Source organism: Nannocystis pusilla, assembly GCF_020073745.1.
GTDB lineage: Bacteria > Myxococcota_A > Polyangia > Nannocystales > Nannocystaceae > Nannocystis > Nannocystis radixulma.
This window is the reverse complement of the sequence record NZ_JAIRAU010000016.1, coordinates 27946-53034: the sequence shown is the minus strand read 5'-3', so window position 1 is coordinate 53034 and position 25089 is coordinate 27946. Positions and strand designations below refer to the sequence as shown.

General features: G+C 71.4%; 14 protein-coding genes and 3 tRNA genes. 9 read left to right on the top strand and 8 right to left on the bottom strand.

Translation table 11 applies throughout. From position 1 onward, the window contains the following. Positions 1-100: 100 nt before the first annotated feature. Together K7C98_RS14610 and K7C98_RS14605 are read right to left on the bottom strand one after the other, a co-directional pair. Complete coding sequence (locus K7C98_RS14610) at positions 101-1576, bottom strand: lyase (RefSeq protein ID WP_224192258.1); 1476 nt, start codon at positions 1574-1576, stop codon at positions 101-103. 750 nt (positions 1577-2326) lie between these two features. Beyond that, complete coding sequence (locus tag K7C98_RS14605; protein WP_224192257.1) at positions 2327-2569, bottom strand: hypothetical protein; 243 nt, start codon at positions 2567-2569, stop codon at positions 2327-2329. Between the two features lie 588 nt (positions 2570-3157). On the opposite strand from K7C98_RS14605, the gene K7C98_RS14600 reads away from it, so the two are divergent. Together K7C98_RS14600 and K7C98_RS14595 are read left to right on the top strand one after the other, a co-directional pair. After that, positions 3158-5014, top strand: coding sequence for a S8 family serine peptidase (locus tag K7C98_RS14600; protein ID WP_224192256.1), 1857 nt, complete (start codon positions 3158-3160; stop codon positions 5012-5014). A gap of 249 nt (positions 5015-5263) precedes the next feature. Then, positions 5264-5665 carry a hypothetical protein gene (locus K7C98_RS14595; protein ID WP_224192255.1) on the top strand — a complete coding sequence of 134 codons (402 nt, stop codon included), beginning with the start codon at positions 5264-5266 and terminating at the stop codon, positions 5663-5665. Positions 5666-5829: 164 nt separating this feature from the next. Here the strand turns inward: K7C98_RS14595 and K7C98_RS14590 are convergent, their stop codons facing one another. Next, entirely contained in the window at positions 5830-6879 is a 1050-nt protein-coding gene (locus tag K7C98_RS14590; protein ID WP_224192254.1) for a hypothetical protein, read from the bottom strand. Positions 6880-6971: 92 nt separating this feature from the next. Here K7C98_RS14590 and K7C98_RS14585 point away from each other — a divergent pair, with 92 nt between their 5' ends. Next, the gene (locus K7C98_RS14585; RefSeq protein WP_224192253.1) at positions 6972-7961 is read left to right on the top strand and encodes a polysaccharide deacetylase family protein; all 990 of its coding nucleotides are present in this window, start codon (positions 6972-6974) and stop codon (positions 7959-7961) included. Between the two features lie 33 nt (positions 7962-7994). Here the strand turns inward: K7C98_RS14585 and K7C98_RS14580 are convergent. The 3 genes from K7C98_RS14580 to K7C98_RS14570 form a co-directional block, all read right to left on the bottom strand. Beyond that, positions 7995-8078 (bottom strand) — tRNA-Ser (locus K7C98_RS14580). A gap of 10 nt (positions 8079-8088) precedes the next feature. Continuing rightward, positions 8089-8172: transfer RNA gene (locus K7C98_RS14575), tRNA-Ser, on the bottom strand. 14 nt (positions 8173-8186) lie between these two features. Next, positions 8187-8273: transfer RNA gene (locus K7C98_RS14570), tRNA-Ser, on the bottom strand. A gap of 657 nt (positions 8274-8930) precedes the next feature. On the opposite strand from K7C98_RS14570, the gene K7C98_RS14565 reads away from it, so the two are divergent. The 4 genes from K7C98_RS14565 (at position 8931) to K7C98_RS14550 (ending at position 18508) form a co-directional block, all read left to right on the top strand. After that, positions 8931-12860 (top strand): serine/threonine-protein kinase PknK, encoded by a 3930-nt coding sequence (locus K7C98_RS14565; protein ID WP_224192252.1) that lies wholly within the window; start codon positions 8931-8933, stop codon positions 12858-12860. A 31-nt stretch (positions 12861-12891) separates the two neighbouring features. Further along, positions 12892-15987: an NAD(P)-binding protein gene (locus K7C98_RS14560; protein ID WP_224192251.1), complete on the top strand. Its 3096-nt coding sequence runs from the start codon at positions 12892-12894 to the stop codon at positions 15985-15987. A gap of 22 nt (positions 15988-16009) precedes the next feature. Continuing rightward, complete coding sequence (locus K7C98_RS14555; protein WP_224192250.1) at positions 16010-18016, top strand: D-arabinono-1,4-lactone oxidase; 2007 nt, start codon at positions 16010-16012, stop codon at positions 18014-18016. Positions 18017-18205: 189 nt separating this feature from the next. Next, a complete protein-coding gene (locus K7C98_RS14550) occupies positions 18206-18508 on the top strand; it encodes a hypothetical protein (RefSeq protein WP_224192249.1) in 303 nt (100 codons plus the stop codon). 66 nt (positions 18509-18574) lie between these two features. Here the strand turns inward: K7C98_RS14550 and K7C98_RS14545 are convergent, their stop codons facing one another. Further along, positions 18575-19069 (bottom strand): hypothetical protein, encoded by a 495-nt coding sequence (locus K7C98_RS14545; protein WP_224192248.1) that lies wholly within the window; start codon positions 19067-19069, stop codon positions 18575-18577. 425 nt (positions 19070-19494) lie between these two features. On the opposite strand from K7C98_RS14545, the gene K7C98_RS14540 reads away from it, so the two are divergent. Beyond that, a complete protein-coding gene (locus K7C98_RS14540; protein WP_224192247.1) occupies positions 19495-21153 on the top strand; it encodes a metallophosphoesterase in 1659 nt (552 codons plus the stop codon). A 109-nt stretch (positions 21154-21262) separates the two neighbouring features. Here the strand turns inward: K7C98_RS14540 and K7C98_RS14535 are convergent, their stop codons facing one another. After that, entirely contained in the window at positions 21263-22324 is a 1062-nt protein-coding gene (locus tag K7C98_RS14535) for a hypothetical protein (RefSeq protein WP_224192246.1), read from the bottom strand. A 535-nt stretch (positions 22325-22859) separates the two neighbouring features. Here K7C98_RS14535 and K7C98_RS14530 point away from each other — a divergent pair. After that, positions 22860-25088, top strand: coding sequence for a type VI secretion system Vgr family protein (locus K7C98_RS14530; protein ID WP_224192245.1), 2229 nt, complete (start codon positions 22860-22862; stop codon positions 25086-25088). Position 25089: the final 1 nt, after the last annotated feature.

Below are 25089 nucleotides of genomic sequence, written 5' to 3'. Positions count from 1 at the left end.
GAGAGCGCCACTGGCAGCAATCCACGGCAGGGCCGCGCGCCCCGCCAGCACGTCCGGGAGGAACGCGGACGTGCGGCGAGGCGGCGGCTCCGGGCCCGCGTCACATCGGGATGACGCTCTTCAGCTGGCCGCCCGTCATGTCGGAGTAGACGTAGTGGCTGCCGGGGACGATGACCTGCTGCATGCCCGCGACGTTGTCGGGATCGATCTTCCACGCCCAGCCGCCCATGTCGACGAGCCACACGTAGTCCTCGATGTCGACGCTGAGGCCGATGGCGGTCGAGCACGGGTTGGTGTTGTGCTGGGCGACGAGGGTGTTGGTGGTGCGGTCGACCTGGGCCAGCGCGCACGGCTGGTTGTTGGCGACCCACGTGAAGTTCTTGTCGGCCGTGACGCCGCGCCAGCAGCCGCCCTCGGTCCCGGGGATGGCGATGAACTGCATCGCGTCGGGGTCGAAGCGGGTGATCGGGCCGCAGTTGCCGCCGAACCACGGGTCGCCGTCGGGGTCGACGGTGAAGCCGTACGACTGCACGTTGCCCGGCGGGGTGAAGCGGTCGACGGTGATCGGGTTCACGTCGGTGTTGACGCGCACGAACTCGCCGCGCAGGCTCGAGAACCACGGCTTGAAGTCGGGGTCGAGCGCGGCGCCGTAGGGCGCGAAGCCGCTGCCGTTCCAGCCCGGCACGACGATGGTCTCCTCGACGGTGCCGTTCACGGCCACGCGCACGAGGTGCACGCTGGTCTGATCGGCGGCCATGTAGCCGATCCACACCTTCGGATCGACGTAGGCGCAGACGTCGGTGTCCCAGGTGCCCGGGGTCCAGGTCACGCCGCGCGGGCCGTCGTCCCAGGCGCCGCCGTAGGGCCACTGGATCTGCCACAGGATGCACTCGTCCTGGCCCCAGGGCCGCACGTCGGCGCCGCTCTGCGAGGTGTCGATCACGCCGTTGCCGTTGGTGTCGACGCAGTCGTCGAGGTTGGCGGCGAGCATGGTGCTGCGCCCGGTCTGGCGGTTGTTGACGACGACGAAGCGGCCGTCGGCGCTGACGGCCGTGCGCGAGGCGCTCTCGCCTCCGGGGCCGATCTTGTAGCGCGCCTCCTCGATCAAGGTCTGGGTGTTGACCTTGGCGACGTCGTCGAGGTTCTCGCTGGGGATGAAGATGTAGCTCTTCTCCGCCATGCCCGGATTGCCGGTGTCGCCCGGCTGACACACGCCGCCGGTGGTGGTGCCGGTGGTGTCGGTGTTCGTGGTGGTGGTGGTGGTGTCGGTCGTGGTCGTGGTCGTGTCGGTGGTCGGCCCGGCCGTCAGCGTCGCCGTCGCGTCGGTGGTCGACGTCGTCGGTACGCTCGTGGTCGCCATCGTCGCGCTGTTCGACATCGACCCGCCCGTGTCCGTGTCCGTCGCGCTGTTGCTGGTCGTCGGCGTGGTGGCGGTGCCCGTGAGGGTGGGATCCACGGTCCCCTGGGTCATCGTCCCGGACTCGGTGCCCGTCGCGTTGCCCGAGTCCCCGCAACCCGCGAGCCCGACCGCCACGGGGACCGCGAGCCACCGCTTGCCTGCAATCTTCAGCGTCATGCCGGCGATGATGCGGAAGACCCCGGCGATCCGGCATCGTGGGGAGAGTGGTTTCTCGCGATCGGCGACGAGTGGAACCTCTCGGATGGCGTCGCTGAAGAACCACTCATGAGCGCGGGTTCGCACGGGGGAAGCCCCTCGCCGCGAGGGCGGCGACCTGGACTGTCACCGGTCGTCCTGGATGAAGAAGGACGGGGGCCCGCAGGCCGGCGACAAACCTGTCTTTTGGGGCCGGATGCGGCGATCGTGTTCCGAAGGGCATCTTCGCCCGCGTGTCCCGCGGGTCAGGCGCTTCCCGATCGGAGGTGGCACGGTGGCGCAGGACGAGCGTCCGGCGAGCTGCCGGATCGCTCCGGTCGCGGCCACGGGTCAGGTCGAGCGTGGCGTGCGCGGGTGCGCTGGAGCGAGCGCCGCCGGGCCCAGGGGGTGAGGAGGCGAGCTGTCCGAAGGGGCAGGCCAGGGGCGTGCGGCGTCGAAGATGACCGGAGGGACATGTTCCTTGAGACGCTCTCGCAAACGGCGGGGCGGGCCGCGAGGCAATGATCATACATGACCTCGAGGACAGGAGGCGTGCGCCGGAACATGCGGACACCCCGGGCGGCAGGAGCCGCGCCGGGGGCCAGGTGGACGAGGCGCCAGGGCCCCGGAGGTCGCATCGCGCGGGCTCGTCCTGCCCCGCGGGGGCCGGGCCCCAGGTTGCGGACGAGGGGACGGTGCGACGCACCGGGGCTCACGCCGGCCGCGCACGCGTCAGATGGCGTCGCCGGCGACGTAGCAGAGCTGCTCGGCGTCGTCGTAGACGATCTCGGCGGCCGCGGGCGCCTCGTCCTCGGCGCAGGTCGGGGTGCAGCGGTCGCACAGCGACGGCGGGAAGTCCTGCTGGCAGATCGGGGCGCTGCAGCAGATGTTCGCCTGGGCGGTGCGCGCCCCGAAGGCGATGGCGCCGAACGAGAGCGCGATGGCGATGACGGAGAACGAACGAATGGAACGCATGGATATCTCCTTGACTCGACGTATCGGTGTTGCCCACGGCGCTCGGCCGTGAGGTCAGGGGTCGAACCGGGCGCCGGAATCAGCGCCCTTGCCGGGACAGTGAGGGCCGCTCCGCGAACAATTGCGTCGAGTCGAAAAATCGTGACGCGTCACGTGAACGCGTGAATGATGGGGAAATATCCGCGCTCCGGGCGGACCCGACGCGCGACGTAGTCTGCCGACCCCTGCCGTATTTGCCCACTTCGCGCTCGGGTGAGCAGATTGTTCGCAGCCGGCCGGGTCGACCCCGCGCGACGGCCCGCGGGTTCCTCATGTCGTCCTCCCTCCGCTCCCCCGACGCGACGAGCACGGCGACCGCAACCGACCGACTGATGCGCTGGCGAATGGAGCGACGCGGCGGTCCGCGGCGAGGCGGACACGAGCGCGCGCGAGGAGTCGTCGGTGGTGTACGTAGGGGGAGCGCGGCGGCCGGGTGCGGACGAATCCGTCGCAGCGAGGGCCGAGACATGCCTCACCCGCTCGCGCAGGCGACGGGCCGCGCCCGCGCAAGGCCGCGGCGATACTGCGGCCTCGAGGAGAGGAGCGAACGTGCTGCAGCTCGCCGCGCTTGCCATCGTCACCGGTCTGGTGGAGCCGCCGACGTGGGTGTTCTTCACCGACAAGCAGGTCGCGCCGGCCGACCTCGAGGCGGCCCTCGTGCGGCAGGAGCGGGAGCTCGCGCCGCGAGCCCTGCGCCGGCGCGTGCGGGTCCGCGGCGACCGCGGGGTCGACCTCCGCGACGTGCCGCCGGCGCCCGCCTACGTGCGAGCGATCGCGGCCACGGGCGGCCAGATCCGTGCGACCTCGCGCTGGCTCAATGCGGTGAGCGTCGAGGCCGACGCGGCTCAGCGGGCCGCGATCGCCAGCTTGCCGTTCGTTGCCCGCGTGCAGCCGCTGGCGCGGACGCGGCGTCATGAACATCGCCGGCCGTGGACCGACGAATCGACGCCCGCGCGCGCGAAGGGCCTGTCGTGGCCGCAGCTGTCGGCGCTGCACGTCCCGGACCTGCACGCGTGCGGCCTGACCGGCGCCGGCGTGGTCATCGGCGTGCAGGACACGGGGTTCTTGCTCGAGCACCAGGCGTTCGCCGGGCTGCAGGTGATCGCGACCCGCGACTTCATTCAAGAGGACGACGTCGTGGCCGATCAGGAGGGCGACACGCCGGGGCAGCATTATCACGGCACCGGCGTATTGTCGCTGATCGTCGGCAGCGACGGCGAGGTCTTCTCCGGCGTGGCGCCCGGCGCCGCGGTGCTGCTGGCCAAGACCGAGCAGATCGACGTCGAGGAGCCGTACGAGGAGGACTACTACGTCGCCGGCCTCGAGTGGATCGAGGGCATGGGCGCGGACATCTTCACGGCGTCGCTCGGGTACTCGGATTGGTACGAGCAATCGCAGCTCGACGGCGAGACGACGGTCGTCTCGCAGGCCGCCGCGGTGGCGCTCGCCGACGGGCTCATCATATTCTCCGCCATGGGCAACGAAGGGCCCGATCCGACGACCCTGGACGCGCCCGCCGACGTCGACGGCGTGATCGCCGTGGGCGCGACCGACTTTGACGGCGTGGTCACGTCATTCTCCTCGCGCGGGCCGACGGCCGACGACCGGATCAAGCCCGATGTGGTGGCCCCCGGCCAGGACGTGTGGATGGTGCGGACCGGGACCCTCGTGGCCTACGAGATGGCGCAGGGCACCAGCCTGTCGACGCCGCTGGCGGCCGGCATCGGCGCGCTGCTGCTGGAAGCCTACCCCGACCTCGATCCGGCCGGCATGCTGGCGCTGCTGCGCGCGACCGCGACGCACCCCGACGCGCCCGACAACGACGGCGGCTGGGGCATGATCGACGGCCTCGCGGCGGCCGGGCTGTACTGCACGTGCGAGGACGCCGACGCCGACGGGCACTTCGCGGCCGGCTGCGGCGGCGACGACTGCGACGACGCCGATCCGGCGAGCCACCCCGGCGCGAGGGAGGTCTGCGACGGGCGCGACAACGACTGCGACGGCGAGCTGCCCGCTGAGGAGGTCGACGGCGACGACGACGGCGTCCGCCTGTGCGCGGGAGATTGCGACGACGCCGATCCGGCGCGCTGGCCGGGCGCGATCGAGATCGCCGACGATTGCATCGACAACGACTGCGACGGCGAGGGCGACCCCGCGTGCGCGCCGACGACCGGCGAGGGCAGCGGCACCGGCGAGTCCGGCGAGGCGCCGACGACGTCGGCGACCGACGCCACGAGCACGAGCGACGGCGCGACCGCGACGGGCGCGAGCACGGGCGACGGCGCGAGCGGCGGTTCACCGGCGAGCGGCGAGAGCGGCTGCGGCTGCGCGGCCGGGGACGGCAGGACGTCGGCCTGGTTGCTGCTGATGCTCGCAGCCTTGCCGCGACGACGCCGGCGCCGCTGATGTTCGTATCGGGGCCCCCGCGCGGGCTCGCCGGTCCTGACGGACCTGGCGGTCATGCGACGCGCGCGTGCGCCGCCGTTCGGCCGCGCGGGCGAGCGGCGAGGGGATCGTCGAGGAGCCCGTGGAGATCGAGGACGCTCGGTATCCGGCCCGCACCGGGGGTGGTAAAGAGTGCCGCGCCGATTCACCTGCGGGATGAGCGAGGCACCCTCGACCGCCGCACGAAGAGGCTCTTCAAGAGAGGTCATCGTGTCCCTGCGTCTCACACTGTTCTTCGCGCTGGTCCTGTCCGCATGCCGCGGCGGATCGACCCCGAGCACCGAATCTCCGACCACGCCGGCGGCCGAGCCCGCGGCGACCGACGGGCTGCCGCCGCTGGAGTCCGCGGGCCGCCGTTACGCCGGAGCGCCGGTCGGCGGACGCGGCGGCAACTACGAGCTCTCGCTCTGCCCCGACGGCTCGTACCAGTATCGCTTGCTCGACGCGACGGAGGGCGGCCGCTGGGCCCGCGAAGGCGACGCGCTGGTGCTCACCGGCGACGGCGGCTCGACCCATCGCATCACGTTCAGCGCCGACGAGCGCCTCATCGCCAGCGGCGGCGGCTCGGACGACATGAAGTTCGAGGGCGTCCCCGAGTGCCAGGGCCCGTGAGCGACGGCGACGGGCCGGCGCTGCCGCGCCTGTCTTGGCGGGCATGTCCCATGGGACAGATCATAGATCTCATGGGACTTTTTGTGGCGGACGGCGACCGCGGCGCATGAGGCGGTGGTGGTCCGCCGGTGAGCACGCCGCCTGGACGAGGATCCGTCGCGCGCTCAGCCGACCGGCGGCGGCAGCTCGTCGCAGGACAGCTGGATGAGCGCGAGCGCCTGGTCGAGCGCCTGAGCCAGATCTCCCTGACAGATGTCGCCCATCAGTCCGTTGGGGACCAGCGAGGTGAACTCGTGCAGGAGCGGGGCCGCGGCGGCGCTGCCGAACGCCGAGTCGCACTCGGCGGCCTGCGGGCCGGTGATGGTGACGACGACGTAGCGCTCGTCGCCGCCGGCGAACTTGTCGAGCGCCTTCTTGGTGGCCGCGGGCGTGGTGGTGGTGTTGTTCACGTCGTCGTCCTCGTCGGTGAGGAGGACGATCACGAGCAGCGAGGCGTCGCCGCGGTAGAAGCCGGCGTTGACCTGGCCGGGCTCCGACTTGGCGATGAACATCTCGATGGCGTCGAGCGGCCGCTCGCGCCCGAGGTCGGTGCAGAAGTTACACGGGGACTTGGGGTCCGGCGCCAGGCAGCTGAAGGAGCCGGTGACGTTCGCCCCGGGACCGTCGATCCACAGCCTGCCGCCGAGGTCACAGTCGTCGTCGAACAGGTTGTCGCCGTCGAACAGCGCGCCGTCGAGGCCCATGGTCGACTTGCCGTCCTTGTTGTCGACGATCGAGGAATTGGTGACGCCGAGCCGGTAGCCCACGGCCTCCTTGCTCGGGTCCGCGATGTAGGCGTCGAGCACGGCGACGAAGTCGGGGAAGTTGGCGTCGAGGTTGGCCTTCTCCTCGTTCATCGAGGCCGAGACGTCGACGACGAACAGGACGTCGATGAACTCGCAGCCGAGGCCGACGGGGCTGCCGAAGTCGGCCTGCGCGCCGATGTCGAGCTTGAGCGCGTCGCTGTCGTCGCCCTCGCTCGTGCCGGGGCCCCCGGTGCCGGAGCCCGTGGAGGTGGTCGGCAGCAGGTCGTCGACGTTGGGAATGCCGCTCGCGGCCGGTGCGGTGGTGATCCCCGCGCCGCTGCTCGCGCTGGCTCCGCCGTGGTCGTCGCCGCCACAGGCGCACACGAGGCACGGGACGAACAGGGCGAGCGAGGGGAGGCGAAGCGACATGCCCTGTTCTTTACCGCCGAGTCCGCGGACGGCCACGGTCGCGGCGTGCCGCGAGTCCCACCGCTCACGCCCCGCCCTGATATGGTCGCGCGATGCTCTCGCCGTCCACCCTGCGTGTCGCCGTCCTGCTCACCCTCGTGATCGGGTGCACGCCGGCGGCCGCGACCGCGCCTGCACCCGCACCCGCACCGGCGCCCGCGAGCGACACGCCGGCGGTGGCGGTGACGTTCGACGATCTGATCGTCGGCGGCCGCGATCTCGAGCCGGCCCGCACCGAGGCGATGACGCGCGCGCTGCTCGGTCACCTCCGCGACGGCGCGGTGCCGACCGTCGGCTTCGTCAACGCGGCGAAGCTGCAGGACGGACCGGCGAAGACCGAGCGCCTGCGGATCCTCCGGCTGTGGACGGAGGCCGGGGTCGAGCTCGGCAACCACACGTTCTCCCACCCGTCGCTGCACGCGACGGCGGTGGCGGACTACGAGGCGGACGTGATCCGCGGCGAGCCGGAGATCCGCGAGCTCAACGCGTCGCGCGGGCTCGGGCTGCGCTGGTTCCGCCACCCGTACCTGCACACGGGCACGTCGATCGAGGTCCGCGCGGAGATCGATCGCTTCCTCGCAGAGCGCGGCTACACGGTCGCGCCGGTGACGGTCGACAACTCGGACTGGCTCTACAACTTCGTCTACACCGACGCGAAGTCGCGCGGCGACGGCGAGACGATGCGCCGCGTCGGCGAGGCGTTCGTCGCGTCGATGGAGGCGGCGCTGACGTTCCACGAGGACGCGACGGCGGCGCTGTTCGGCCGGCCGATCCGCCACGTGCTGCTGCTCCACGCCAACGAGATCAACGCCGAGTACTTCGACGACATCGTGGCGATCTACAGGCGCCGCGGCTATCGCTTCATCACTTTGGACGAGGCGTTGACCGACCCCGCATACCGCGAGGCCGACCGCTTCACCGGCGCGTCGGGGGTGTCGTGGCTGTACCGCTGGGACTGGACGCGCGGGCGCAAGCAGGTCGACTGGCGCGCCGAGCCCGAGCCGCCCGCGTTCGTGCAGGCGCTGTTCGACGCCAGCCAGTGAGGGCAGGGCGCGGCGCGATGATTGATGAATGAACGGAAGAGACAGGAATCGAACCTGCTACGGTGTCACCCGCGACGGTTTTCGGGACCGTTTGCCAGACCAAATGGCCGCTCTTCCAGGAGATGTGCGGAGCAGGAGGGATTCGAACCCCCGGAGGCGCGAGCCCCCCGGCTCTCCAGGCCGGTGTCCTGGACCACTGGACGACTGCTCCGAATGTGAAGACGACGGAAGGAGCGCGGATCGAACGCGCGCGGGTTTTCAGGCCCGTCCACGGGTTAGCACCCCGGAGCCTTGCCTCTCGGCCATCCTTCCAGAATCGTAGGTGTCGGGCGGACGCGCGGGCCCGGTCGCAATCGCGGGATCGCGATCGCGTGCGCTCGCATCGGCGACGACCCCCAGTCGCCGGCGCCTGGCGCTCGACCACGAGGGCGACGCTCGGTCACCATCGCGGCTCACGCCGGCCGAAACGGCCTTCCGGCCGCAGATGCTGCGAGCTCACGCCGTCGCAATCGCGTGACGGCGCCGCGGCGCCCACGCTATCGTGACGACGAACTCGAGCGCCCGAATCCGCTGCGGGATCGAGGACTCAGGGTCCGATCGGAACGACGAGGGAACATGCGGACGATCTATCATGGGTGCCGGCGGCCGTCAAGCGCCCGGCGATGAATCATGAAATTGTCGAAGGGCGAATGGTGGGTGTCCGCTAGCGACGGGCTGTGGTGATTCGTCGACGCGCTTCGATACGCGCGGACGGATGCCCGCGAGCGGCGCGCACGATCGCGCCGCGAGGTCCGCAGGCCGTCGTCGAGTTCGCGCGACGCCAGACGTCGCCGCGGGCCGCGACGACGCCGTGACGGCTACCGCCGTTCGGCCTGCCCGCAGACGCCTGCGTGGAACGCGTCGCAGCGGCCGATTCGCACCAGTGGTCCCGTTGACGCCGGCTGGCGGCTTGGGGTACGCATGGGCCGCATGGCAGTCCACGGCGGCGACTCGCCCGAGGCCAAGGCGGGCGACGCTCGCGGCGGCGCGGCGGCTCGCGGCGACCTCGGCCTGGCGGCCACCGTCGACTCCGACACCATCGACACCGTCGACTCCGAGACGGTCGACGGGCCGAGCGCGGGCATGAGCATCGGCTCGGGCGGGCGCGCCCGCCTGCCCGCGCACCTCGACAGCACCGCCTCGCACGACGCGGCCAACGTGTTCGTCGCCTCGGCGATGCCGATGAGCATCGGCCGCCACGTGCTGGTGCGACCGCTCGGGATGGGCGGCATGGGCCAGGTGTTCGAGGCGCGCGCGCCCGACGGCACCACGGTGGCGCTGAAGATCATTCGCGGCACCAGCCCCGAGCGGCTGTATCGCTTCAAGCGCGAGTTCCGCTCGCTGTCGGCGGTGGTCCACCCCAACATCGTCGCGCTCTACGACCTCGTCCACGTCGACGACGAGCGCGGCGCGGGGCTGGCGTTCTTCACCATGGAACTGCTCCGCGGCGCGCACTTCGTGAGCGCGGTGCGCGACGAGCTTCCCGACGGCGAGGGGCTCGACGAGGCCGGCCTGCGGCGATTGCAGGACTGCATGGTGGGCCTGGCCTGCGGGCTGTCGTGCGTGCACCGCCACGGCCTGGTCCACCGCGACATCAAGCCGTCGAACGTGATGGTCACCGCGTCGGGCCGCGTGGTCGTGCTCGACCTCGGGCTGGTGCGCGAGAGCCGGGTCGCCTCGTTCGACAACGTCGGCGAGAATTCGGCGCTGCTCGGCACGCCGCTGTACATGGCGCCGGAGCAGATCGTGCGCTCCGACGACGCCGGCCCGCCCGCCGACTGGTACGCCGTCGGCGAGGTGCTGTGGGAGTGCCTGAGCGGCGAGTCGCGCCACGCCGGTCGCCCGCTGGTCGAGGTGTTCGAGCGCAAATTGCTGGAGGCGCCCGAGCCCCCGTCGCGCCGGCGCGCCGGCGTGCCGCAGCACCTCGATCGCCTGTGCGTCGACCTGCTGGCGCGCGAGCCGGACGATCGCCCGACCGCAGCGCAGGTGCTCACGCGCCTGGGTCGCGGCGACCTGGTGGCGATCGAGCTGACGGTCCAGGGCCTGCTCGGGCGCGAGCAGGAGGCCCGGCTGCTGCGCGACCACATCGTCCAGCCCGGCCGCACCAGCGCGGTGTTCGTCAGCGGGCCCTCGGGCTTCGGCAAGACCACGTTGGTCGAGCACGTCCTCGACGTCGCCCGCCGCGAGGACGGCATCGTCGCGTTCTCCGGCAGCTGCTCGGAGCGCGAGTCGATCCCGTTCAAGGCCCTCGATTCGGCGATCGACGCGCTCGGCGTGCACCTGTGCAGCAGCGACGCCGGCGACGCGACCGCGATCGGCCGGCGCGAGGACCTGGCGGCCCTGGCCCGGCTGTTCCCGGTGCTGCGCACGGTGCCGGCGATCCGCGCGATCGACGACGCGCGCCTCGACGGCTGCGATCCGATCGAGATCCGCCGCCGCGCCGCCGACTCGCTGGCCGAGCTGCTCACGCGCATCGCGATCCGGCGCCGGGTGGTGCTCGCGCTCGACGATCTGCAATGGGCCGATCTCGACAGCGTGCTCCTGCTCGAGTCGGTGCTGCTGCGCAAACACCCGCCGCCGGTCGCGCTGCTCGGCAGCCACCGCGAGGGCACCGAGGCGACGCGCGCCCCGCTGGCGCGTTTGTGGAGCAGCCTCGAGGCCAGCGAGCAGGTGGCGCTGCGCCGCGTGGTGGTCGGGCCGCTGTCCGAGGAGCAGTCGATCGCCCTCGCGGCGCGCCTGCTCGGCGGTCCCGTCGACGATCCGGTGGCCGCGCGCGTCGCTCGCGAGGCCGGCGGCAGCCCGTTCTTCATCGGCGAGCTGGTCCGCTACGCGCTCGCCCACGGCGGCCTCGACGGCGCCGGTCTCAGCCTCGACGGCCTGCTGCGCACGCACCTGCAGCGCCTGCCGCTCTCGGCCAAGCGCCTGGTCGAGGTGCTCGCGGTGGCCGGCGGCCGGCTGCCGCGCACGCTCGCGGTCGACATCGTCACCGCCGCCGCCGGGCCGGTCGATCGCGGCACGCTGGCCCGACTGCGCGCCGAGCACCTGATCCGGATCGCCGATTCGTCGCAGGACGACGTGCTCGAGACCTACCACGATCGCGTGCGCGAGGCCGCGGCGCAGGAGGCCGCCGAATCGCACGGGTCCGAGCTCGCGGCGATCCACCGGGCGATCGGCGAGGCGCTGCTGCGCTCCGGCTCGGCCGACACCGCCACGCTGGCGCATCACTTCCGCGCCGCCAACGACACCGAGCGGGCCACGCGGTTCACCCTCGCCGCCGCCGAGGACGCCGCGCGCGCGCTGGCCTTCGATCAGGCCGCCGAGCTGTTCCGGGCCACGCTGTCGATCGGGGGCATCGACGCGGCCGCGGCCACGCACACGCGCGCGCGCCTGGCCGAGGCGCTGGCCAACGCCGGCCGCCTGCACGCCGCGGCCCGCGTCTACACCGACGCCGCGCACGCGGGCGACGGCGCCGCCAGCGAGGCGCAGCGGACCGAGTGGTTGCGCCTGGCGGCCGCGCACTTCCTGTCGACGGGGCATCACGACGAGGGCAGGGCGGTGCTCGAGGAGCTGCTGCCGCGCGTCGGCCTGTCGCTGACCCGCGGCACCGCCTCGACCATCGTCGCGCTGCTCGGGCAGCGCGCCCTGCTGGCCGCGCGCAAGCTCGAGCTGCCGCCGGCCGGCGCCAATCAATTGTCCGAGCTCGACGCCCAGCGGCTCGACGTCTGCTGGACGGTCACGCGCGGGCTCATCTACAGCGACGGCATCGCCTCGGCGCTGTTCCACGCGCGGCACCTGCGGCTGGCGCTGAACAGCGGCGATCCGCTGCGGGCCGCGCGGGCGATCGGCTACGAGGCCTACGTGCGCGCGCTGATGGAGGGCGGCACCGCCGACGCCCAGGCGACCGCGATCTTCGACAGCCTCGAGGCCTCGGCCGAGGTCCAGGCCAGCCCGTACGTCCGCGGAATGTTGGCACAGTACCGCGCCGGCACGCACCAGATGCTGTGTCGATTCGAGCAGGCGCTGGTCGACTACGAGCGGGGCATCGCCATCTTGCGCGAGCAGTGCACCGGGGTGATGGACGAGATCGCCCAGATGGAAGCCCACCGCATGACGGTGCTGATGTACCTCGGCCGGATCGGCGAGCTGGCCGACGTCGCGTTCCGCCTGCTCCGCGAGTGCGCCGAGCGGCCCAACCCGTACGTCGAGGGCTTCGCGCGCGGGGTGCTCGGCAATTACGTGTACCTCGCCCAGGACCAGGTCGACGCCGCCACCGAGCAGCTCGAGCACTACCGGCGCCACGCGCCCAAGCGGTTCGAGGCGCACTTCTTCAACTGCGCGTCCAAGCAGACCGAGCTGCTGCGCTACCGCGGCGACGCCGAGGGCGCGTGGCGGCAGAACGAGATCGACTCGCCGCTGGTCGAGAAGCTGCTGTTCTTCCGCGTGCCGTTCGTCAAGGCCGAGTTCCACCGCTCGCGCGCCGCCAACGCGCTGGCCCTGGCGGCGCAGACCAGCGACCCGGCGCCCCTCCTCAAGATCGCGCGCGCGGCCGCGAAGCACAACTTCCGCGTGCCGCTGCCGATGTCCGACGCCTACGGCCACCTCACGCTCGCCAGCGTCGCCGCGCTCGAGGGCAAGACCGAGCTCGCGGTGACGGAGCTGCGCCGCACGGTCGCCATCTTCGAGCGCCTGGCGATGGGCACCGATCTGGCGGCGACGCGCCGGCGCCTGGCCGCGCTCGTCGCCGGCGACGAGGGCCGCGCGCACCAGCAGAAGGCGGACGCGTGGATGAGCGAGCACCGGATCGCCCGCCCCGATCGCTTCACCGACATGGTCGCGCCGGGCTTCGTCCGGCGGGCATAGACGAGCACCCCCGACAATCAGGAGCAGCGTGATGAAGGACCTCAGCCGAGCCCGTGAATTGGCCATTGCCCTGTCTCAGTCCCCCGGCACCACCGATCCGGAGTCGCGCGCCGCGGCGCTGACCAGCGAGCTGGCGCTGCAGTTCGGCCACACCGACGCGAACGGCAAGTCGCTCGGCGGTTATCAGGCCCAGGGCACCCTCGACGCGCGCGTCGCGGTGCTCGTATTGCCCTCGGAGACGGTGCGGCAGCTGCTGCCGGCCGGGCTCGAGCTGGCGCCGCAGCCGGTGGTGCCGTCGGGCTGGCACCCGGTCTATCTGTTCTTCTCGCACGAGATCTTCCGCGCGTGGTTCGGCACCATGGATTACGAGGAGCTGCTGATCGGCGTCCCGTGGGTGCAGATCAGCGATCCGAAGGCCAGCTATCCCGGCCCCTTCATCTACATGCCGCGGCTCTATCTCAACGAGCTGCTGCCGTGCGAGCTCGGCGTGCACATGTACGGGTGGGAGAAGCAGATGGGCACGCTCAACGTCGTCGGCGACGGCTCCCCGAAGGTGCAGTTCACCGTCACGCCGAAGGGGGGCAGCGCGCCGGCGGTGACCGGCGAGTTCACCGAGGTCCCGGGCGTCGGGCCCAAGTCGTCGGCCGACGTGCGCAACTTCCTGATCGTGCGCCAGCTGTTCGAGCAGCCGACGATCTCGCAGGCGCTGCACATCATCGATCCCAATTCGTTCAACTCGCCGCACGCCGGGCCGTTCCTGGCCGCCAACAACATCCTCCAGGCCGACGACCCGAGCGCCACGATTCAGCCGCTCGCCGCGACCATCACGATCGGCGCCTCGCTGACCCCGCCGGGCATCCCGCCGGGCACCTACCGCGTGCCGAGCCTCGTCGACGCGGAGCTGGGCGCGTTCCGGATCCGCTGCCCGCAGGCCATCTCGCTGCCCGGCTCGTGCGCCAAGGCCGACTACCCGCGGCCGCCGGCGACGCGCAAGCTCAGGGTCGCGGTGCTCGGCGGCGGGCCGGCGGCCTGCACGACCGCGCTGTATCTGGCGCGCCAGACCGACCGCTACGAGGTGTCGCTCTACACCACCGGCTATCGCCTGGGCGGCAAGTGCCAGTCGTGGCGCAACCCCGACAAGGCCTGGCGCGTCGAGGAGCACGGCCTGCACGCGTTCCTCGGCTTCTATCACAACGCCTTCACGACGGTGCAGGACGCCTACCACGACGGCTTCGCCACGCCCGAGATCGGCGACGCGCTGTATCAGCGCGCGTTCTACCAGGAGAAGTACAACGGGCTGATGGTGCATCACAACGGCGAGTGGTCGTACTGCCCGCTGCCGAGCCTGTCGGCCGCGGCGTCGTCGACATCGACCGGCGGGAGCACCGGCGCGCACGCGCTGCTGGGCGCGGTCGAGGCGCTGGTGCGGCGCACGCTCGATCACTTCAAGGCCATGTCCGACGCCCACGCCGGGCTCGCCGACGCGCTCGAGGGTCACACCTCGGTGCTGCACCGGCTGCGCAGCGCCGTCGTCGGCCTCGTCACGAGCGCGGCGGAGAAGCTGATCGAGACCGGGTTCGGCGGGCTCGACACGGCGATCGGCGGCGAGGTCGCGAAGGTGCGCGACGACCTGGCCGCCCGCGTGCGCGCCGACACCTCGCTGTCGACCTACTTGTGGTTCCTGTGGACCGGCGCCGACACGATGCTCACCATCTTCATCGGCCTGCTCAAGCACCCGATCCGCAACCTGTCCGAGCTCGACGGCTACGACTTCCGCGAGTGGCTCCGGGCCAACGGCCTGCACGAGGCCGCCGGCGAATCGTGGGAGGTCATCAATCAGGTCTACGAGACCCTGTTCGCCCACCAGAACGCCGACCCGCACAAGGACGCCTGCACGCTGCTCGACACCGACGTCCGCCCGGCCCACCTGGCCGCGGGCGTGGCCACGCGGTGGTTCTTGCTCGAGAGCCTCGGCTACCGCGGCGCCCCGGCCTACCGCTTCGAGTACAGCTGCGCCCAGACGATGATGACGCCGCTCTACCTGGCGCTCAAGCGGCTCGGCGCCGAGGTCAACTTCTTCCACACCGTCACCGGCCTCGAGCTCGACGGCAGCGGCGAGCAGCGCCGGCTGGTGCGCGTGCACCTGCAACGACAGGCCGAGGTCAAGGGCGGCCCGGGCGCCTATTCGCCGCTCGTCACGCCCGACCTCGCCAACAACCCGCCCGAATTGCACGACTGGCCGCTCGACCCGCACTGGGATCAATTGGTCGACGGCGACTGGTTCAAGGCCCACGACATCGACTTCTTCAACGCCTGGCGCGCGGACGAGAACACCAGGGCCAGGCCGGTGGTGCTCGAGCACGACAAGGACTTCGATCTCGTGGTGCTCGGCGTCCCGCTCGGCGCGCTGCCGCTCATCGACTCGCCGCTGACCCAGCCCGCGCGGCCCGACGCCGACCCTGTGTGGAAGCGGATGATCGACGGGATCGCGCTGACGCAGACGCTGTCGTTCCAGCTGTGGCTGAAGCCGAACGCGGGCGCCCTGTTCAGCGGGGCGCAGCGCGGCCTCTTGACCTGCTACGCCCAGCCCGAGCCGAGCTACGGCGATTTCACGCCGCTGCTCGCCTACGAGGAGTGGCGGACGGTCAAGCCGCACCTGCTGTCGTACTTCACCGGCGCGTCGGTGGCCGGTCACCCGCCGCTGCCGCCGGCCTGCGGGCCCGACTATCCCGAGCGGATCCAGGCCCAGTGGGTGGTCAAGGTCCAGCAGTGGCTCGGCGACAACTACCTCGCGTTCTACGACGGCACGGGCACGCCGCGCAGCTTCGCCGGCTTCCTCGACGACCTCGTGGTCGAAGGCGAGCCGCTCGAGGGCTCGGCGCGGCTGGCCTGGCAGCATTTGATCGCCGACGTCCAGCCGTCGAACCTCTACGTGTTGAGCCAGCCCGGCTCGACCGCGCTCCGGCTCGGGCAGGCCGAGTCGGGGGTGCGCGGCCTCCTGCTGTGCGGCGACTGGACCCGCACCGATCTCAATTGCGGCTGCGTCGAGGCCGCCACCACCTCGGGCATGCTGGCGGCACGCGCGATCAGCACGGAGCCGCGCACCGTCTGGCGGCCGGGGTTCTGAGTCGATCGCAGGAGGCCATGTCATGACCGACGATCGCACCAGCAACGACATCGAGGCCGCCGACGCCACCGTCGCGGCGACCCGCGCCACCCCGCAGACCAATTGGTCGGACACCGTCACGTTCACGCCGGCGACCTACGCCGAGCCGGGCTGCCTCACCGAGCTGCGCGAGGTCGTGCGCCTGGCCCACGCCGCGCGCCGGCAGGTCCGCGCCCGCGGCAGCGGCCATTCGTGGAACGACGCGATCGTCACCGCCGATTGTTCGGTCAACACCGGCAAGCTGACGCCCGACAACAAGCACGCCTGCGTGTGCAACGCGCTCGGCGCGGGCGGCCGCAATTGCATGGAGGTCACCGACGAGCTCGTGACCGGCGGCGACGGCCGCAAGTACCGCCGGATCGGCGTGCCGGCCGGGATGTGCCAGGGCGACTTCGCCGAGCTGGCCCAGCGCCTCGGCGCGCCGCTGCCGACCCAGGGCCCGGCGCCCGACATCACGCTGAGCGGCTTCGTCGCCAACGGCTGTCACGGCACCGGCTGGTCGGAGCCGACGATCGCCGAATTGGTGTACGGACTCGACCTGGTGGCGCCCGACGGCCGGGTGCTGTCGTTCACCGCCGACTCGATCCCGCCCGGCTTCGAGGACCTCGGGCTCGGCGCGGCCGAGCTGATGAACGTGGTGCGGGTCAATCAGGGCGCGCTCGGGGTGCTGGCGCGGATCGTGTTCCAGCTGCCGGCCGAGCCGTTCAACCTGCGGGTCACCAATCAGTTCGTGCCGGTCACCGACGTGTTCGACCGCGCCGATCCGTCGAAGCTGCAGCGGCTGATCGAGGGCCACGATTACGTCGAGATCTTCTGGTTCCCCTACAACAACTACAAGATGCACTGGCTCACCCCGGTGCCGGCCGGGCCGGAGAAGGACACGCTGTGGGTGATGTGCTTCGATCGCACCAGCGATCCGGTCAGCGCCGACGCCGGCTTCGTCGAGCTGTGGAACGACGTGTTCGGGGTGCTGGCGCTGGCGGGCGGGGCGATCGGCCCGCTCGTCGACGCCCACCCGAAGGTCGTGCCGGCGATGTCGAGCTTCGCCCTGCGGACGATGAAGTGGAAGAACCACTTCAGCGACCCGGTCGTGCTCACCCCGCCCGACGCGTTTCTCTATCAGAAGCACTACTTCCGCCACTTCCTCGACCTCGAGTTCACGATGCCGATGCAGGGCGACCAGGGCTTCGCCGACATCGTCGCCGCGTTCTATCAATTGGTCGACCGCATGGAGGCGTGGCGCAGCGGCAGCGAGGGCGACATGCCGTACCCGATCAACCTCAACGCCCACGCCCGCTTCGTCCGCAACAGCCAGGCGACGCTGTCGCCGGCCTACGCGCCGGCCGGCTCGTCGCAGCACACCTGCTACTTCGAGTACCTCAGCTACTCGCACGGCTCGCTCACCACCACGTACGACGCCTTCAACGGCGAGTTCTACAGCGAGGCGCACGGGCTCGGGTGGAAGAAGTGGGGCGGCCTGCCCAATTGGGGCAAGGACCTCGGCAGCGTGCCCGGTATCGACGAGTACGTGCACGCGATCCTGGCCGCGAAGACCGGCGCGGCGCCGAGCCGGCTCGAGCAATTCCTGGCCGTGCGCGACCGCATCGACCCCGACGGCGCGACGTTCACCAACGCGTACCTGCGCGGCTTCTTCACCGGCCGGGCCACGTCGCACGTGCTGCGCGGCGCCCCCGCCGCGAGCTACCCGGAGATGCCCGCCCAGCCGGCCCGCCGCAGCTTCTCGCTGGCGAACGTGACCCACACGAGCCCGAACGAGCCGATGCGCGCCCAGGGCATCGAGCTCTACCACGACCTCGCCGCCGGGGCGGCGTTCCTCGTCAACGAGCACGGCGAGGTCAACCTGCTGGCGCTCGAGCACGATCCTGCCACCGGGGCGCTGCACTACACGGTGGCCGCGCCGTCGCGCCACCTCGGGTTCGAGGAGATCCTCGATCGCGTGGCGCTGTTCCACGGGCGACCGGCGGCGTGACGCGAGGACCGGCGCGCGACGAGGTCGGCGCGCCGGTGTGGGCCGGCGTCGATGGTCTCCTATGATCATAGCCGGGGGACCGCTGCGGAGAGCCGGTGCGCATGGCCGCGCGCAGGGCTCGCCGGCGTCGTGTCCGCCGGGGTTCGACCGCACGAATCGTCGGCCACCTCCGCGCGTTCGCCCGATGACATGCCTCCCGCCCGGTCCGCGCTCCTCCTCGCCCTCGTCCTCGCGGCTTGTGCCCATCGCGGCGCCTCACCGGAGGCCCTGGACGCGCCGGATCCCCCGGCGACGACGCTGGAGACCCGCGAGGACGCGGCCGAGCCCGCGGCGCCTGTCCCGACGAAGGCGGGCGCGACCGCGCAGGTGATCACGTTCAGCGGCGACGACGCCGACCCCGAGCCGCCGACGCAGATCCGCAGCCCGCCGAAGCGGCCGCAACTTCCGAGCTTCCAGCTGTTCGGCACGCGCACTGGCGACGGGCCGCAGTGAAGGGCGCCGCTCGTCGGAGCACGCGTGCGGTCGCTGTCCTTCGGGACATGTGACTTGTCGTGCGCGTCAGTCGACGGTGAGCGTCGCGGGGTCGAAGTGGCGGCCCATGATCGCCTCCCCCTGCATGTCGCAAGCGCGGCCGCGTGCGGTCACCCGCTTGCCGTCGAGCTCGCGGTATACGCCGCGCGCCCCGTAGTTCAGGATCCATCGCTCGCCGTCGGCGGCGACCAGGCGCGCGCCGTCGATGCCCTTGCCGAACGGCTCGACGACGATCACGCCCTTCAATTCGACGAGGTCCCCGTGCGGCCGGCACCCTGCGCCGTCATCGTAGCTGCCGGAGACGTCGAAGGCATGGGGCGGCCCGGGGTTGGTCGACGTGATGCCGGCGGACCCCACGGCGTCGGGCGCTGGCTGATGGGACGTTGCAGGCGTGGCGTGCGGGCAGGCCGTGATGATGGCCATGGCGACGAGCACGAAGGCGGTTGTGAGCTGCGGACGACGGATGCCCATGGGGATCAGGCACTGGAAACGCTGCCGTGCCGACGACCATTTCACGGCCATCCGCACGGGTCGATGCCGCCCCTCGACGCAATGCTCACGGACAGCGCCTGCGTCCCCGCCATGAAGATCGTTGACGCCCTGACGCCGCAGTGCTCGTCACCGCGTGCCCGGGCGATCACCTTGCCGGTCGACACGTCGGCTCGACGGGGACGCTGGGATCCGGGCCCGAGGAGACAGAACTGGGGCACGGAAGGCTCACATGCGGGCCGCGCACGAGCGGCGAGGTCGGCGGTGCCACGTCGGGGCGTCATTGGCGGTCTGCGCGAGAGCAGCCCCGTCGCGATCTCCAGCGCCGGCACTGCGACGTGCCCATTGATAGGACCCGATAATGCATCGACCGTGACGAAAATCGCGCGCCGCCTGCCGATGGTGACGGCCCTCGCATGCCGCGTCGAACGGCCGCCGCTCCGGTATGGTGAGGCGGCATGTCCTTCGGTCGCCTCGTCCCTGTCCTCCTCGTGCTCGCCGCCTGCAACTCGCCGACCGCGAGCGGCTCCGACAGCGAGACCTCCGGCGAGGCACCGGACACGACGACGACGACTGCGACGTCGTCGACCACGGGCGAGCCGCCGGAGCCGACCACCAGCAGCACCACGGGCGACGACGACAGCAGCACGAGCACGACGGAGCCGCTGCCGGAGCCGCTGCCGCCGTTGCCGGGGCCGGTGCCGCTGACCGACGAGGAGCTGCGCACGCCGGCGCACCCGGTCGACGAGGACAAGCTGCTCGACCTGCGGGTGCCCGCCGACGTCGAGAAGGCGCTGGCGGAGGGTTACGGCGACGTGATGGTGGGCCCGGGCGAGCCGGTGCTGCCGCGCACGCTCGACGATCAGGAGCCGCCGGCGCCCGGGCCGGCGCCGAAGCTGCTCACGCGCTTCGTCCACCTCGCCGACACGCAGCTGGCCGACGACGAGTCGCCGGCGCGCCTGGCCGGGTTCGACGAGGTATCCGGCGGCGCGTTCCGCCCGCAGGAGGGCCACGTGTGCCACATGCTCAACGCCGGCGTGCGCACGATCAACGCGCTGCACGTCGATACGCCGCTCGACTTCGTGCTGCTCGGCGGCGACAACACCGACAACGCCCAGAGCAACGAGCTCGAGTGGTTCATGGGGATCTTGAACGGGGCGCCGGTGGTCGAGTGTGACTCGGCGATCGACGACGATCCGGTGCCCGGGCCCGACAACGACCAGAAGGACCGCTTCGCGCCGGTCGGCCTCGACGTGCCGTGGCGGTGGGTGACCGGCAACCACGACATCCTTCGCCAGGGCACGTTCGCGATCCTCGACTGGAGCGAGCCGATCGAGGGCGAGTCGGTCGGCGGCACCCGCGACTACGGCCAGCCGGGCGCGCCGATCGTCAAGGGCACGGTCCCGGCCGACCCGGCGCGGGCGTTCCTCGAGGAGCCGGACCAGGTCGCGCTGGTGGCCGGCGACGGCGACGGCCACGGGATCACGGCGGCGGCCGTCGAGCTCGGGCGCGCGTTCTACACCTTCGACGTCGAGGGCACACCGCTGCGGTTCTTCGTCCTCAGCACGGCGACGATCACCGGCGCGAGCCTCGGCCTGATCCGCCCGGTCGACCTCGAGAACATCATCGGCCCGACGCTCGACCAGGCGGTGGCCGACGGCAAGTGGGTGATCGTGACGTCGCACCACCGCTCGGGCAGCCTGAGCAACGGCCAGGAGTTCGGGATCGGCACCAAGTTCGACGACGCGCTGACGCCCGAGCAATGGCGCGAGTTCCTCGGCGGCTACGACAACGTGATCATGCACCTCGCCGCGCACACCCACCGGCTGATGGCCGAGCCGATGCTGCCCGTCGGCGGCCACCCGTACTGGGAGATGGTGACGCCGTCGCTCAACGACTTCCCGTCGCAGATGCGAATGATCGAGGTGTGGGACCAGGACAACGGCTCGCTGACGATCAAGGCGCGGGCGTTCGACCTCGTCACCGACGGCGACCCGATCGCCGAGCAGGGCCGCACCCTCGCCGTCGCCGACTTCACGACGGGCTGGGAGAACGACGGCCGCGGCACCGGGCCCGACCAGCGCAACGTCGAGCTGTGGATCCCCACGCCCGACTGAGCGGGCTGGGGGCGCGCCGGGACGCCGGAGCGAACGAGCATGTCCATGACGACATGCACCGACGTGCTTCCACGGCATCGAGCGCGCGCTCGAGCGACTCGGCGTCGACTCATCGCTCGCGGGCGAGTCTCCGGCCCAATGCGAATATCACCGGCGGACCCCACACCGCGAGGGTCGTCGGAGCTGCGTCGCCGGCGACGGCGCAGCCGCTCCTCTCGAGCGGAGGAGGCTCCGAGCGAGGCGGAGCGGTCGGCGCCGCGTCGGGTTCGGGAGCCGGCGGGGAGGGGCGCTGGGCCGGAGGATCGCTGCGTCGTCCGCAGCCGAGCTCGAACTCTCCGCTCGCGGTAGCGACGTGTCGCCCGCCCGGTGCACGGATCCGGACCTGGACGCGATGTCGCCCGGGCACGAGGCCGCGGCCGAGCCCGTGTTCGGCGTCCGGTTCGGCGGGGCATTCACTGAAGATCCGGTCGGTCCCCGGGTGCTCCGTCCACGTTCGACCGGGCTCATGGCTCCCGCACTTGTTCGCCGCGTGTTCCCACGCGAGATCGTCGACGAAGGTCGCGTACAGCAGATAGTCGCGGAACGGCTCGACCTCCGGCGGCAGGTCGACCGAGAACGCCAGCGCGTCGGCCACGACCGGGCTGCTGCACGCGCCGGAGACCGCCCACTGGCTGTGTACGGGGCCCTCGACGTGCTCGGTGATCCGCAGCGTCGTGTCCGCGAGCACGAACGTCTTCGCGGTCACCGTGACGGTCGTGGTGAGCTCGGCGGGCGGGATAGCGTCGCCGAATTGGCGCTCGAGCGCGGGGCGGAGCTCCTTCATCGCGCGCCAGCGATCTTCACGCACCGTCACGGTGTACACGTCGCCAGGCTTGAGCCGGGTCCGCGGCACGATCAGCACGATGTCTCCGTCGGGGGTGAGGTCGTGCGCCACGACGACCTGGCGGCCACCGATCTTTCGCGTCACCCGGACTTGATCACGGGTCATGTTCGGCGTGCCGGACCACGGGATCCCCGGCGCGTTTGCCGGCAACGTGTCTCCTGTCCCGAGGTACAGGCGACCCGGGCCGATCTTGTCGCGCGCGCACGAGCACGCCTGCGCAAGCTCCGCCCCCGTGAGCGCCAGCCCGACGGCGAGCGCGATGACGAGGATCCTGCGCTCGAGGCCCATGTCGTGTCAGCGTACCAGGTCCGCGAGCGGCTCAGCCGCGGTTCTCCCGCGGCAGGGACCCGGGACGGAGGATCGGACAGGCGCGAGGCCCCGGCCGACGTCGACCCGCATATCGAGCCGGACCACCGGACATTCGTCGGACTGCGATATCGCCACCACTCTGGCCTGCCACGAATGCGCCGACGGCGACCGGCCCGCGGGCCGCGTGCACTCACCGGCGAACTCGAGTTCAGGGACGCGGGCGAAGCCGCCCAAGGGCCGGGTCGGGGCCGGGATTGCGCGCAGGTCGTCGTGCGGACGCCGTGCCGCAAATGTGGCGAGGAGACCCTGGCGCGTGTCGTCGCCGCGGCCTCGGCGAATGCTCGTGTCCGCGGATCGGGCGCCGACGTCCAGTCTGCGCGCAAGCGTCGGTGATGCGCTCGGAACCGGCCTGCGCCGAGAGCGGCGCCCGGGCGAAAATCGCCGGCGAGACAGCTGCGAGAGATTGTTCGCGGGCGTGGCCCGGCTCGTTGTATGGTGCTCGCCGGGGAGGACGATGAGTCACCTGTCGACGCTGAAGGCGCTCCTGGGCAACCATCCGCTGTTTACGCTGACGACGGCGGGCAAGGAGCTCCGCGTCGTCCGGTTCACCGCCACGGAGGGATTGTCGAGCCTGTTCGAGGTCAGCGTCGAGCTGGCAGGGCCCGAGGTCGACCTCGCCGGGGCGATCGACGCGCCGATGACCCTGGAGATCGCGGGCATCGACACCCCGCGCTATCTCTCGGGCATCTGCGCCTCGTTCGACTACGTCGGTCACACCCGCGAGCTGCAGCTGTACGAGGCGCTGATCGTGCCGGCGCTGTGGCGCCTGCAGTTCCGCCGCAACAGCCGGATCTTCCAGGACATGACCACGCCGGACATCGCCCGCAAGGTGTTGAAGGACGCCGGGATCGAGAGCGACGGGTTCAGGTTCAGCCTCATCGAGACGTACGCGCCGCGCAACTACTGCGTGCAATACCAGGAGGACGACCTGACGTTCCTGTGCCGATTGCTCGAGGAGGACGGGATCTTCTTCTTCTTCGAGCACGCCAAGGACGCGCACACGCTCGTGTTCGCCGACCACGCGGGCGCGCACCCGCCGATCCCGGGCGACCCGAACGTGTGGTTCCGGCCGCCCGACGGCGAGGTCAGCCAGCAGGAGGCGATCCACAGCTTCCGCTTCGGCGAGCGGATCCGTCCCGGCGCGGTCACGCTGCGCGACTACAACCTGCACAAGCCGAGCGAGCCCATGGAGGTGCGCAAGCTCGGCAAGCGCCACACCGACCTCGAGGTCTATACATACCCCGGCGAATATCAGGACCCGGGCCGGGCGGGGCCGCACCAGGGGCAGACGCTGGCCAAGCTGCGGCTGGAGGCCCACGAGGCCCACCGAAGGGTCGGCTCGGCCACCAGCGATTCGCCGCGGCTCACCGCGGGGCACACGCTGTCGCTGGTCGGCCACCCGCGCATGGAGCTCGACGCGTCGTACCGGATCCTCCACGTCAAGCACACCGGGCAGCAGCCGCAGGCGCTCGAGCAGGACGCGTCGGGCGCGTTCCACTACGAGAACAGCTTCACCGTCACCGAGCTCGACGCGCCGTTCCGGCCGGCGCAATCGACCCCGCGCCCGGTGATGCGCGGGCTGCAGACCGCGACGGTGGTCGGGCCCGAGGGCGAGGACGTGTACACCGACGAGCACGGGCGCGTGAAGGTGCAGTTCCACTGGGACCGCGACGAGCCGTTCAACGAGACCAGCTCGTGCTGGGTCCGCGTCAGCCAGATGTGGGCGGGCAACGGCTGGGGCGCGATGTTCATCCCGCGGATCGGCCACGAGGTGCTGATCGACTTCATCGAGGGCGACCCCGACCGACCGGTGATCACCGGCCGCGTCTACACCGGCCAGAACGTGCCGCCGTACCCGCTGCCCGAGGACAAGACGAAGTCGACGATCAAGTCGGAGTCGTCGCGCGGCGGCGGCGGCTTCAACGAGCTGCGCTTCGAGGACAACAAGGGCGGCGAGCAGATCTTCCTCCACGCCCAGCGCGACCTCGACGAGGTGGTGCTCAACAATCACACCGAGGATGTCGGCTGCGACGAGACGATCACGATCGGCAGCAACCAGTCCACCACGGTCGGCGCCGACCGGACGATGCACGTCAAGGGCAACTTCACCGAGACCATCGACGGGACCGAGACGCGCACGGTCACCGGCGCGGTCGAGGAGACGTTCTCGGCCAGCGAGACGCGCAACATCTCAAGCGACCAGAGCGAGACGATCGGCGGCAGCGTCACGCGCACGATCACCGGCAGCGTGACCGAGTCGATCACCGGCTCGCTGTCGCAGACGATCACCGGCGGGGTCACCGTCACCACGCCGTCGACCTACGACGTGACCGCGGTCGGCGGCGTGACGATGACCGCGACCGGCGGGATCAAGATGATCGCCCCGGCCGGCTTCACCGTCATCGCGCCCGGCGGGACCAAGACGATCGATCAGGACTTCTGGAAGTTCGGCGGCGGCCAGGGCGACGCGTTCGCGTGGGCGCTCGGGATCACGGGGATCAAGCTCGAGATGATCGGGATCTCGATGGCGCACACCAACATCAAGCTCGAGCACGTCGGCATGGCCATCGAGTACAAGACCGCCTCGTTCTCGCACGACGGCGCCGAGGTCAAGTCCGTCGGCGCGGCGCTGATGCAGGGCTACGCCAGCCTGCACACCTTCGGCCTCCTGTCGATTCTGTAGC